This is a genomic window from Micromonospora musae, assembly GCF_003626545.1.
GTDB classification, from domain to species: domain Bacteria; phylum Actinomycetota; class Actinomycetes; order Mycobacteriales; family Micromonosporaceae; genus Micromonospora; species Micromonospora musae.
In genome coordinates this window covers 1-12,496 of record NZ_RAZS01000015.1, presented here as the reverse complement: position 1 = coordinate 12,496, position 12,496 = coordinate 1, and the positions used below count along the sequence as shown (strand labels likewise).

Annotated in this window: 10 protein-coding genes; 8 read left to right on the top strand and 2 right to left on the bottom strand. The window is 71.4% G+C overall.

What is annotated here, in order from left to right; all coding sequences use genetic code 11:
* Positions 1-107: 107 nt before the first annotated feature.
* Together D7147_RS29375 and D7147_RS29370 are read left to right on the top strand one after the other, a co-directional pair.
* A complete protein-coding gene (locus D7147_RS29375; RefSeq protein ID WP_120683509.1) occupies positions 108-4,604 on the top strand; it encodes a cation-translocating P-type ATPase in 4,497 nt (1,498 codons plus the stop codon).
* Between the two features lie 311 nt (positions 4,605-4,915).
* The gene (locus D7147_RS29370) at positions 4,916-5,776 is read left to right on the top strand and encodes an FUSC family protein (protein ID WP_120683507.1); all 861 of its coding nucleotides are present in this window, start codon (positions 4,916-4,918) and stop codon (positions 5,774-5,776) included.
* A 269-nt stretch (positions 5,777-6,045) separates the two neighbouring features.
* Here the strand turns inward: D7147_RS29370 and D7147_RS29360 are convergent, their stop codons facing one another.
* Entirely contained in the window at positions 6,046-6,441 is a 396-nt protein-coding gene (locus tag D7147_RS29360; protein WP_120683503.1) for a VOC family protein, read from the bottom strand.
* 75 nt (positions 6,442-6,516) lie between these two features.
* Positions 6,517-7,014, bottom strand: coding sequence for a cupin domain-containing protein (locus D7147_RS29355; protein ID WP_120683501.1), 498 nt, complete (start codon positions 7,012-7,014; stop codon positions 6,517-6,519).
* Positions 7,015-7,149: 135 nt separating this feature from the next.
* On the opposite strand from D7147_RS29355, the gene D7147_RS29350 reads away from it, so the two are divergent.
* The 6 genes from D7147_RS29350 to D7147_RS29325 all read left to right on the top strand — a co-directional run.
* On the top strand, positions 7,150-8,061 hold the full coding sequence (locus D7147_RS29350) for an alpha/beta hydrolase family protein (RefSeq protein ID WP_120683499.1): 912 nt from the start codon (positions 7,150-7,152) through the stop codon (positions 8,059-8,061).
* A gap of 27 nt (positions 8,062-8,088) precedes the next feature.
* Positions 8,089-8,700, top strand: coding sequence for a cadmium resistance transporter (locus D7147_RS29345; protein WP_120683497.1), 612 nt, complete (start codon positions 8,089-8,091; stop codon positions 8,698-8,700).
* 165 nt (positions 8,701-8,865) lie between these two features.
* Complete coding sequence (locus D7147_RS29340; protein ID WP_120683495.1) at positions 8,866-9,378, top strand: NUDIX domain-containing protein; 513 nt, start codon at positions 8,866-8,868, stop codon at positions 9,376-9,378.
* A 1,185-nt stretch (positions 9,379-10,563) separates the two neighbouring features.
* Positions 10,564-11,100, top strand: a complete 537-nt coding sequence (locus tag D7147_RS29335; RefSeq protein WP_120683493.1) for an alpha/beta hydrolase — start codon at positions 10,564-10,566, stop codon at positions 11,098-11,100.
* Positions 11,101-11,522: 422 nt separating this feature from the next.
* A complete protein-coding gene (locus D7147_RS29330; protein WP_120683491.1) occupies positions 11,523-11,834 on the top strand; it encodes a putative quinol monooxygenase in 312 nt (103 codons plus the stop codon).
* The coding region (locus D7147_RS29325) for a helix-turn-helix domain-containing protein (RefSeq protein ID WP_147437467.1) at positions 11,831-12,496 on the top strand (666 nt) is incomplete at its 3' end. The genes D7147_RS29330 and D7147_RS29325, both read left to right, overlap by 4 nt.

The following is a 12,496-nucleotide window of genomic DNA, read 5'->3' as shown; positions in this document are numbered from 1 at the left end:
TGCGGGAAGCCAGGCCGCCGGACGCGACGGGTGGGAGGCGAAATGGCGTACGCCAGGGAGAGCTGGGCAGGGGAGTCACGCCGGCACCGGTCCGGCCGTACGCCTCGATGATCCCGCCGACCCGCGCCGCCGCTCGACTCCTCGCACCGGTCGGCGTGCCGAAGCTCGTCGAGGAGGCGACGCAGACCGTGGGCTCCGCGGCCGCGCGGATGGCTCGGCTGGTCGGCCTGACGGGCCGGCGGGTGTGGTCCCGGCCGGGACGGCACCACATCGAGGTGCACGGCGTCTGCCAGGACGGCGGCGACACCCTCGCCCGGCAGGTCGAGTCGGCGCTGGAGCAGACGCCCGGCGTGGCGTGGGCCCGGGTGAACGCGCCGTCCGGGCGGGTCGTGGTGGCCGTCGAGTCGCCCGAACCGAAGCTGCGCGACCTGATCGCCACGATCGTCCGCGCCGAACGCGCCTGCCCGTACGAACCGGATCGGGAGGTGCCGCCGCCGCATCCGCCCGAGGAGGGCCCGCGTACCCCCCGTACCCTCGGCGCGCTCGCCTCCGACGCGCTGGGGCTGACCATCTCCGCGGCCACCCGGATCCTGCCGTTCACGCCGGTGCCCGGCGAGGTGGCCGGCCTGCTGGGCGCCGTGGACCTGCATCCGCGACTGCACGCGTTGGCCGGCCGGGGGCTGCGCGCCGATCCCCGAGCGGACCTGATCTTCCCGCTCGCCGAGGCGGTGGTGCAGGGTCTCACCGGAGGGTGGACCGGGATCGTCCTCGACGGCGCCCAGCGGATCCTCCAGTGGGGTGAGGACCGGGCCCAGCTGGCCCTCTGGGAGAAGGCCGAACCCGAGCTGACCGGTGACCCGGAGCGGGCCGTCTCCCGCTGGCCGGTGAGCGAACGGCCCAGACCGAAGCCGGACAGCCCGCTGGAGCGGTACGCGATCCGGATGCTGACCGCGGGCGCGGTGGCGGCCACCGGAGCCGCGCCGGTGGTCGGCCGGAAACGGGCCGCCGCGCTCGGGCTCTCCGCGTTGCCGAAGGCGCCGGGGAGCGGCCGGGAGGGGTACGGCGCCCAACTGGGCCGGGTCCTGGCGCGCCGCGGTGTGATCGCGATGGACCGCAGTGTGCTGCGCGAGCTCGACCGGATCGACACCCTCGTCCTGGACGCCGCCGTGCTCGGCTCGGACCGGGGTGTCCTCGCCGATCTCGCCCCGTTGCCCGGCGCGGACACCGGTCAGGTGGCCGAACGCGCGTTCGCCCTCTTCGACCCCGCCGACCCGGACGGCGAGTACGAGGTCGACGGCTGGCGGATCGGGCCACTGGACCGGCTGGGGGCCGACGACCCGGGTGACACCGACGAGAGCGCCCGGCTCCGCTCCGGCGGTGGCCGGCTGCTCGGCCTCGCCACCGGGGGCACGCTGGCCGCGCTGGTCCGGGTGGAGACCGAGCCCGCCCCGGGTGGCGACGGCCTGCCCGCCGCCGCCCGCCACGCCGGTCTGCGGCTCGTGGTGGCCGGCGGCGACGAGCAGCGGTACGACTTCGCCGACGCCGTCCTGCCCGGTGGTGACCGGTTGACGGAGACGGTACGCACGCTCCAGCGGGACGGCGCGACGGTCATGCTCGCCTCCGGCGACCGGGAAGCGCTCGGCGCCTCGGACTGCGGGCTCGGCCTCTACGGCCCGGACGACCTGCCGCCGTGGGGCGCACATCTGCTCATCGGCGCCGACCTGCGGGTGGTGGCGCTAATCATCGAGGCGGCCGGCGTGGCCCGGCGGATGACCCGACAGAACATCCGAATCGCGATGGCCGGGACGGGTCTCGGCGCGCTCAACGCGTTCACCGCCGCGCCGCAGCAGTTGCCGAGCCGGAGCCTGCACGCGGTGAACGGCGCGGCGGCGATGGCGTTCGGCAACGGCGTGTGGCGGGCGAGCCGGCTGCCGAAGCCGGACGACACACCGGCGCCGGTCGCCACCGCCTGGCATCTCATGCCGGTGGCGACCGTCCTGGACCGGCTGGCCACCACCGCGGACGGTCTCTCCGGCGACGAGGCGGGGCGGCGGCACCGCGGCGAGGCCGGCGAAGCGGGGGGTACGGGCAGCCTGTTCCGGGCGTTCGTCGACGAGCTGGCGAACCCGCTCACCCCGGTGCTGGCCGCCGGCGCGATCCTCTCCGCCTCCTTCGGCTCGGTCGTCGACGCCGCCCTGGTCGGCGGGGTGGTCGGCGGGTCCGCGCTGATCGGCGCGGTGCACCAGCGCAACACCGAACGCTCCCTCGCGGAGCTGCTGTCCCGCTCGGCGGTCACCGCCCGGGTCCGGCGCGACGGCGCCGACCAGGTGATGGCGGCGGACGACCTGGTCAACGGCGACGTCATCCGGCTGGAACCGGGCGACGCGGTGCCGGCCGACTGCCGTGTGATCGAGGCGGTGGGCCTGGAGACGGACGAGTCCTCACTGACCGGGGAGTCGCTGCCGGTCAGCAAGACCGCGCAGCCGGTGGTCGCCGCCGCCGTCGCGGACCGGCACTCCATGGTGTACGAGGGCACCACGATCGCCGCCGGGAACGGGACCGCCGTGGTGGTCGCGACCGGCACCGAGACCGAGGCGGGCCGGAGTCTCGCGATGGCCCGGCAGGCGCCCTCGGCCGGCGGGGTGGAGGCCCGGCTCGGGCAACTGACCCGGGCGTCGATCCCGCTGGCGGCCGGCTCCGCGGTCGCGGTGGCGGGGGCGGGCCTGCTGCGGGGCGTACCGCTGGCGCAGACCGCGGCGACCGCCGCGAACCTGGCGGTGGCTTCCGTGCCGGAGGGGCTGCCGTTCCTGGTGAGCGCCGCCCAGCTGGCGGCGGCCCGGCGGCTGGCCGAGCACGGCGCGTTGGTCCGCAACCCCCGTACGATCGAGGCGCTCGGCCGGGTCGACGTGCTCTGTTTCGACAAGACCGGCACCCTCACCGAGGGTCAGCTGCAGCTGGCCGGGGTGGGTGACGGCGACCGGTACGCGGCGGTGGGCCAGCTCGACGACCGGCTGCGGCTCACCCTGGGGGCGGCGTTGCGGGCCACTCCCGGTGCCGTCGATCCCGAGGAGCTGACCCAGCAGACCGATCGGGCGGTACGTCACGGCGCCTCGGCCGGGAACGTGGTCGAGCAGGCGGGCGCGCCCGGCTGGCGGCCGGTCGGCGGGCTGCCGTTCGAGCCGTCCCGGGGTTACCACGCGAGCGTCGGGGAGAGCGACGACGGCCTGCTGCTGAGCGTTAAGGGCGCCCCGGAGTCGGTGCTGCCGCGTTGCGCGTACCGCCGCCGCGACGGGCGCGACGAGCCGTTGGACGACGGCGGCCGGGCGGAGCTGGAGCGGATACTCGCCGAGCGGGCCGGCGCCGGGCACCGGATCCTGGCGGTCGCCGAGTGCGGGGTGCAGTCTCCGACCATCACCGACGACGAGGTGCGCGACATGAGCTTCGTCGGGTTCCTGGCCCTCGCCGACGGCGTGCGTAAGAGCGCCGCCCCGGCGGTGCGCCGGATCCGGCAGGCCGGCGTGCACACCATCATGATCACCGGGGACCATCCGGCGACCGCCGAGGCGATAGCCGCCACCATCACCGAGCACGACGAACAACGGGTGGTGACCGCGACCGAGCTCGACCAGCTCGACGACGAGGCCGTCGCCGAGCGGCTGGCCCACACCGACGTGGTGGCTCGCTGCACCCCGGCCCACAAGGTGCGGATCATCCAGGCGCTGCAGAAGTGCGGACGCACCGTCGCCATGACGGGGGACGGCGCCAACGACGCCCCCGCCATCCGTCTGGCCGACGTGGGCATCGCCCTCGGGCAGCGGGGCACCCCGGCCGCCCGCGCCGCCGCCGATCTGGTGGTCACGGACGATCGGCTGGAGACGATCATCGCGACGCTGGCCGAGGGGCGGGCCATGTGGTCCTCGGTCCGGCACGCGTTGAGCATCCTGGTCGGCGGCAATCTCGGCGAGATCGCGTTCAGCGTGCTGACCGCCGCGGCGACCGGGCAGTCGGCACTCAACGGACGGCAGCTGCTGCTGGTGAACCTGCTCACCGACCTGGCGCCGGCGCTGGCCATCGCGGTGCGCCCGCCGAGCGCCGACCGCGCTGACGGGCTGCTCAAGGAGGGGCCGGACACCTCGTTGGGCGGGACGCTCAACCGGGAGATCGGGCTGCGCGCCGGGGCCACCGCCCTCGGTGCCACCGCGGCCTGGGCGCTGGCCCGGTATACCGGTTCGCCCCGCCGGGCGGGGACGGTGGCCCTGGTCTCCCTGGTCGGTACGCAGCTCGGTCAGACCGTCCTGGCCGGGGGTACGAGCCCGGCGGTGCTCGCCTCCACTGCGGTCTCGCTCGGCGCGCTCACGGCGGTCGTGCAGACACCGGGGCTCAGCCAGTTCTTCGGCTGCACTCCGCTGGGGCCGATCGGCTGGGGCATCGCCACCGGATCGGCGTTCGGCGCGACCTTCGCCAACGGCGCGTTGAGCCGGCTGGTGGAGCGGCTGCCGCAGGTTCAGGGCGGCCCGGCGGACCCGGACGGCTCGGACCCGGACGGCTCAGACGCGGACGGCTCAGACGCGGACGACTCCGACGGCCCTGCCTCGTCGCGGTGACGGGCTCTCGGAGCACACCGCACCGGATGATCCGGTACCCGCAGCCCGGCCGCACCCGCGATTGCGGGCGGTGTATTCCGGGTAGCCGCCGCCGGTGAACGGAGGGCGGCAGCGGAGGGGTGGCCGACGCGGTTCGCGGCGCGCGGGCCTCGATTCGGAGCGGTTCGACGAGGCCATGGAACGCGTCGACAAGCGTGGCCGGAGCGCGGGCCGCGCCCGGATCCAGCAACTTCAGATCAAATTCCTGCTCGCTGTCCAAGCAGGTCTGGCAGCGGCGCTGGCCTGGGCGGCCGCACGCTGGCTCACGGGGCATGCCGAGTCCCATCTTCGCCCCGGCCGCCGCGGTAGCCGTGATCACGTCGTCCCTCGGGCAGCGCCTGACAAGCACCATCGAACTGCTCGCCGGGGTGACGCTCGGCATCTTCGTCTCGGACCTGCTGATCGAGGTCACCGGTGTCGGCGTGTGGCAGACCGGCGTGATCGTCGCGGCGGCCATCCTGGTGGCCCTCGCGCTCAGCACTCGCGGCGGCGTCGTCGGCAACGCCAGCGGTACCGCGGTGCTCCTGGGTGCCCTCTCGTCGTCGCGGCACACCCTCGAGTTCCCCCGCTTCATCGACGCGGTCATCGGTGGCGGCGTCGGGCTGGCGGTGACGTTGCTGCTGTTGCCGATCAACCCGCTCCGGATCATGCGACGGGGGGCGGCGCCGACCCTGCGGCAGCTCGCCGACCAGCTCGGGCAGACGGCGTCCGCGCTGCGGAGTCGCGATCACGAGCTGGCCAACCGGGCGCTGAGCCGGTCGCAGGGGGTCGGTGCCGAGTTGGGGAGGTTCTGGGACGGCTTCGGCGGCGCGAAGGAGACGGTCAACTTCGCTCCGGCTCGGTGGCCCTGGCGGCGTGCCCTCCGGCACTACCAGCTGGGCGCGCCAGAGGTGGACCAGACCGTCTGGAACACGCGGGTCCTGGCCCGGCGGGTGGTCGTGCTGATCGAGGACGGGAGCCGATACCGGAGGGCCTGCCGAACGCCGTCGACGAACTCGGGGCGGCCGTGCACGCCCTGCAGAACGAGGTGCTCTCCGGCTGGAGCCCCGAGGCCACCCGCCGGCACGCGCTGCGGGCGGTGGCCGAGGCGACGCAGGCCGAGCTCGCCGGGACCCACCTCTCCGGCACCGTGATCGTGGGGCAGGTCCGGACCGCGGCCAGCGACGTGTTGCAGGCGACCGGGATGGACCGGACGGAGGCACTGCGGAGGATTCGTGAGGTGGCGTCGGCGCAGTCCGACCCGCACCGAACCCCGCCGGCCGGCTGACCGGCTCCGCTGAACCGCTCCGCCTCCGCACGGTCACCCTCGGCTCCGGGGCGCCGACCGGTGCGGCCGAGACGCGGCGACGAAGAGGCGTCGTCCGGCAGGTTCGCACCGTCGAGCGCGGCGAGACGTTCCCGCTCAGCCCACCGGTCGACGCTGCACCAGCTCGATCGGGTTGTCGTCGAGATCGGCCACCCAGGCGACTCGAAGGGTCCCTAGCCAGTCGTGCGGCTCCGAGAGCACCCGGGCGCCGGCCGCGACCAGCCGGGCGAAGGCGGCGTCCGTGTCATCGGTCCACAGTGCGATCTCCATGCCCCGGCCGGGCATGGCCAGGTCGAGGTCGAGCCCGTGGTCGGCACGGGCCGACTGCACCGAGGCGACGCCGAGCGTGAACCCGTCGAGCTTCAACTCGACGTGGATCGGGATGCCCTCGCTCGGCGTACGGAAGGACTCCTCGAAGCCGATCTCGCGATAGAACTCGACCGCGCGGACGACGTCGGCCGAGTAGATGTTGACCTGCGGCGCGGAGAACATCCGCCGACGCTAGCAGCGCGCAAGCGACCGGCCAATGGCTGGCTGACGTCGGCGCCACCACCCTCCGCCCGGCGGTCAAGTCCAGTTGTCATGCCGCTCTCCGAAGGCGTCCAGCTCCGGTTCGGTCAGCTCCAACGACCCGTCCCGCAGCTTCAGCAGGGTCTCGAAGTACGACTCCCGGGGCGCTCCCGGAGTGAACATGAGCAGCATCGACGCCGGCTCGCCGGACTCGTTGCGGAAGCCGTGCAGACCGCCCGGCGGTACGTGCATGAAGTCGCCGGCGGTGCCATCGATCCAACGGTCGCCCGAATACAGCCGCACACGTCCGCTGAGGACGAAGAACGATTCGGATATTCCCCGGTGGAAGTGCGGGCCCGGTCCGCTCGGCTCCGGGCTGAAGTCCCACCGGTAGAGGCCGAAGTCGCCGGACGTCTCCGAGCCGCGAGCGAGGTAGGTGACCCTCACCCCGTTCGGATAGGTGATGTCCGGTGGTTGGTCCGCCCGGCGCAGGTGCGTGTGGGTGTGCCCCTGCTCCCCGTGGTAGCGGGGAGGCGGATAGTCGGGTGCTGACAAAGGGGGTTCCCTCCCAGGTGCAGTTTGCCTGCCGCCCGGGGTTGGCTGCTCCGGGTCTCGGTCGGCCGATGCCGATCTGCCGGACGGCGCGGACCAGCCCGACGCTAGCAGTCCGGTCGTGCTTGACTGCCGGGCATGGAGCTGAGCATCGACGTCGACGGCGGGCAGCTCCCGGCAACGCTGGACCTACCGGCAGGTCCGGTTCGCGGTGCGGTGGTCGCCCTGCACGGCGCCGAGGCCGGGGAACGCTCGTACTTCTGCTACACGCACCTGGCTCAGCTCCTGCCCGGCTCCGGCATCGCGGTGCTTCGCTTCGACCGCCGGCCGGGGGTGCGCGGAGCCGACGTGCCGCTGTCCCGGCAGTCCGACGACGCCGCCGCCGCCATCCAGTGCGCGCGGCGGTACGTGGGGGACGCCCCCATCGGCCTGTGGGGCTGGAGCCAGGGGGCCTGGGCGGCCTCGCTGACCGCTGCCCGCCAACCCGACCTGGTCGACTTCCTAATCCTGGTGTCGTCCAGCGGAGTCAGCCCGGCGGCGCAGATGCGTTATGGCACCGCCGAGCAGCTGCGCCGTTCCGGCTTCCCGGAGCCGGACGTCGCCGAGCTGCACCACCTCCGGGCCGCCGTGGAGGACTACCAGCGAGGACGCCTCGATAGGCAGACCGCCCAACGCGTCGTGGACGGCGTGGCCGAGCGGGCCTGGTTTCCGTTGGCGTGGGTGCCTCGGCAGCTCGCGCCACGCCCCGGCACCTGGGCCGACCTGGATTTCGACCCGGAGCCGATCTTCGCGCGGGTGTCCTGCCCGGTGCTCCTCTGCTACGGCACGACGGACGCGTGGGTGCCGATCGATGCCAGCATCGCGGCCTGGCGACGTGCGACTGCCGCCAGCGGGACGCCGGTGAGCGTATGCCGGCTCGACGGTTGTGATCACCTGCCCACGCTCGACGGTGGTGAAGACCTCGCCGCCATCAGCGGGCAGTACAGCGCCGAGCTGCTCAGCTGGCTCGGCTCCCAGCTCGGTCGACTCGGTTCGACGATCACTGATTGAGCCCTGATCGCCGTAAGCTGCCCGACTGTGGGGGATCTTGCGGGCACCCTGGGCACGGCAGTCGGCGTGTTCGTCGGCACCAACGTCGACGACATCATCGTGTTGACGGTGCTGTTCCTCTCCGCCCGGGCATCCGGGCGGCCTCGGCCGTGGCAGATCTGGGCCGGGCAGTACGCCGGCATCTCGGTCCTGGTGGCGCTCTCCGCGGTGGCCGCTCTGGGTCTGACGATCGTGCCGGACCGGTGGGTGGGGCTGCTCGGCCTGATCCCCTTCGCCCTGGGCGTACGCGGCATGATCGGTGCGATCCGAACGCGCGGCCAGGAGGATCTGCCGAATCCGGCAGTGGCCACCGGGTTGGTGTCGGTGATGGCGGTGACCATCGCCAACGGCGCGGACAACCTCTCCGTCTACACGCCTGTGTTCCGTGCCATCGGTCTGGGAAACACCCTGGTCACCGTGGCCGTCTTCGCCGTCGGCGTCGCCGTCTGGTGCGCGGCGGGATCCTGGCTGGGCTCCCACCGGAGGATCATCGACGTGGTGCAGCGGTTCGGGCACTGGATCGTGCCAGCGGTCTTCATGACCATCGGCGCGGTCATCGTGATCGAGTCCGGCGTCCTGGCCCACGCAGTCGGGCGATAGCCATTCGACAGTCTGGACCGCGGCTCGGGCGCGCGTCGCGGCCTGGCCGAACCGCTGGCGATGGGCTGCCACACCCCGTAGCAATCGAATCGTGGCAGATCCGGACCTCCGGGTGCCCCGTCCGGCTGGATCGAGCATGTCCTATGCCCGTGCTCTAATCCCGTCATGCATGTCGTCGTCACAGGCGCGCTCGTTGAAGACGGTGCGATCCTGCTGGTACACCGCAGGCCGACCAAACGGGCGTACCCCGATGTCTGGGATCTGCCTGGGGGGCAGGTCGAAGCGGGTGAGTCGGAACTGCAAGCCCTCGCGCGTGAGATGCACGAGGAGCTCGGTGTTCACATCGTGGCGGAGTCCGCTTCACGGTTGGGCGTCGTGCATGACGGCAGTGGTGACGACGCCGTTCACGTGGGCGTCTGGCAAATCGGAGAATGGGTCGGCTCTCCCACCAACCGTGCACCTGACGAGCATGACGACATCGCCTGGGTCAAGATCAGCGAGCTGGGCGGCCTTCCCCTCGTGCACGGTGTCTTGGCGGCCATGGTTCATTCTCTGCCTGAGTTTGAATATGCCCCCAGGCACTCGGATATCACCGGCTGTATCCAGGACGACCGAGGAACCAAGGCCGACTGTCGTGCATGTGCCGGGATGGATTCGTCGAGCGACGGAGTGCGGTAGGCAACGGTCGCAGCTACGACTCGGTACAGAGAACAACCAAGGGAAGTGCTGGTGGAGCCCAGGGGACTCGAACCCCTAACCCCTGCCTTGCAAAGATCAAGACGCTTGTCGGCCAGCGTCGACCATTGTCGCTGACCTGCTCATCCTGTCGGCTTACGTCCGCCGCTGACCGGGCCGGTCGGCTGGCTTGGCTGTACGGATGGCTGTACGGCGGCGCTCGGATTTCCTACCGTCATAGAACCCGCCGTTCAGGAGGTAGCGCGTGCGAAGGACCAGCCGTTTGGTGTGGTGGGCACCCGTCATCTGCCTGATGTTGACGGCGGTTGCCTGTACGTCCCCCAGGAACACGAGCCAAGGTGAGGCCGAAGCACCGCTACCAACTCCATCTCTCGGGGTCGACCCCAGCGCATCCCCGTCACAGGGCGGGAGTACCAGGCAGGAGCCATGCACTGTGTCGGTCGATGCGATGCGGGAACCGCCGGCAGGTTATCGGCTCGTGGGAGAGGACGTGGCGGTACCTGACCGGACGGTGCTCGACGTACACGAATCGGGTGAAGCGGATCCGGCAGCCCGCTTGTTCGCCAAATGGGGCTTGGTCGTACGTAACGGCGCAGCGGTCGATCTTCGAGTGGCACCAGGGTGGGAGGACAGGGCACGTCTCGGCTGGGGTTCGCCAACGGCACCAGCCGTAAGCACCCAGGTGCGTGCCTGCGCACCTGCCGGTGAACAACCTCAGTGGTTGGCGTTTGTTGGCGGCACTTGGGTTGCGCAGGCAGCATGCCTACCGCTGACAGTTCGGTCACGGGGGCAGACGACGCGAGTGCAGCTCGGTATCGGTGTCGCATGTGACGGGACCGGCACGCATAGGTCATAGGTTCCCAAGACCACTCCGCAGCCGTTCGGCAACGTCCGCGTCGCCCTGGTCGCCGCGTTGTCGACAACTCGATCGGTCCGGGCTCGTCCGGCTCCGTTCGCCTCGGTGGCTCCCACGCGTGGCTCCCGGACTGTCAGCTTGGGAATTGGACAACGTTGGCCCTTGGACCAGCGTTTCCCCTTGCCGGCATGGTCTCACCTGGCCTGGTGTGCCCCCTGGTGACACCGTCTTGTGGCCCGTGAATGGCCGAAGATGCCGCCCCCGTCGCACACGGACTTCACGCTGGACCTGTCTTGAGTAAGGTCCTCCGCATGGCTGACGCTGTCGTGATTCCCGGCGGGAGGTTCGGACCGGGCGCTCCCCTGCTGATGTATGCCGGCGATGTGGCGGAGCTGCGGGGCGCAACGGTACATCGGTACTCGTGGTCCCAGAAGTTTCCGGCAGCCGGTCAGCCCGAAATCGAGGGCTGGGTCGGCGGTGAGGTGGTTCCGCTGATCGACACCATCGGCGGTCGCCCACTGCTGATCGGCAAGTCGCTCGGCACGAACGCGGCAGCGATCGCCGCCGAAAGATCCTTGCCCGCCGTGTGGCTCACACCCCTGCTCGACCTGCCGTGGGTGGCCGATGCGTTGGACCGCGCAACTGCGCCGTTCCTACTCGTGGGTGGCACTGCCGACAAGCGATGGGACGGTGACATCGCCCGCCGGCTGTCACCCCATGTGCTGGAGGTGGAAGGCGCGGATCACGGTATGTACGTACCCGGCCCGCTTACCGAGTCGATCGCGGTGCTCAGTCGAGTCGTGCTCGCCGTGGAGGAGTTCCTCGACGCTATTGGCTGGCCGGGCTAGTCACCTGGTCCCGCATCGCTGCTGGTACCTAGAAGCGGATCTCCTCGTCGGGCAGTCGTAGACCGTCCAGCCTCCCCGGACGGGGACAAGGTGGAGCGCCCTACCGGACGAACGACCTTGGCCCCGTCCGGGGAGGCTGGTAGCCCTCGTGGTGCCCGACGAGGTGAGCCGCGGCGGCATCTCTGAGGAGGGTCGGGGTTCGGGGCGGAGCCCCGAGGTCTTCATGGTCCTGGTCGTCCGTCAGCGTGGCCGGCCGGCCCGGCCGATGCCGGCCGGAGGTCGCCAGCAGGCCGGGGCCGGGCCGGCGCGGCCCGCTTGCGGGCCGCCTTGATCTGATAGAGCGCAATTCGGCAACCACCTATGCCCAGCATCGCCGGTACCATGGCGTACATAGAGTGCGGCTCGCTATCCGGAGGTTGCCCATGTTCGCGTTGGTAGTCCGTTTCGACCTCAAGGATGAGGACGCTGCGGCGGGCTTCGATCGGCTCGCGGCAGAGACGTTGCCCGGGATCCAGCAGGACGAGCCGGGCACGCTCGTGTACGCCACGCATCGGGTGGAAGGCGAGCCGTTGGCGCGTGTCTTCTACGAGGTCTATCGGGACCGTGCGGCCTTCGACGCGCATGAGCGTCAGCCTCATACCCTGCGGTTCCTGTCGGAGCGCGAGCAGTACTTGTCGGGTGTCCGGGTGGAGTTCTTGGAGCCGCTTGGGAACAAGGGTGTGAGTGGCTCATGAGTGACGGCACACCCTCGGAGCGGGCCGTCGGTCGACGGATCGCGTTCTACCGGCAACGTCGTGGACTGTCGCAGCGGGAGTTCGCCCGCTTGATCGACCGTTCGGAGACGTGGCTATCCCAGGTCGAGCGCGGCGTACGGAAGATCGACCGAATGACGGTCCTTGAACGTCTTGCAGGCGTCTTGGAGGTGCCGCTGTCGGAGCTGGCCCCCGAGGCACCGGTTGTCGCTGCCGCCCATGAGGAACTACCCGCCGCAACCGAGCTGGGCCTTGCGCTCAGTTCCAGTCACGCCCTGGCGGCGGTGCTCGGCACGAGCCACGAGCCGGCTGACGTTGATGAGCTGTCGGCCAGAGTCGCGGAAGCCTGGACCTACACGCACGCCTCCGAATTCAGCCAGGTGGGCGCCATGCTGGTGGGCCTGCTCCCAGACCTGGAAACCGCGGCTCGGACGACGGAGGGTGAAGCGCAACAGGCAGTCTTTGCGGCTCTCGCGCGGGCTTACCACGCCTGCGCTGCTGTGCTCGCCAGGATGGCCGAACCGGGCGCAGCATGGGTGGCCGCCGACCGGGCGATCAGTGCCGCCGAGCGCTCCGGAGACACACTGCTTATGGCCGAGGGAGCGTTTCGCCTGACGCTGGTATTCCAGGCCGCTCGGAGACTT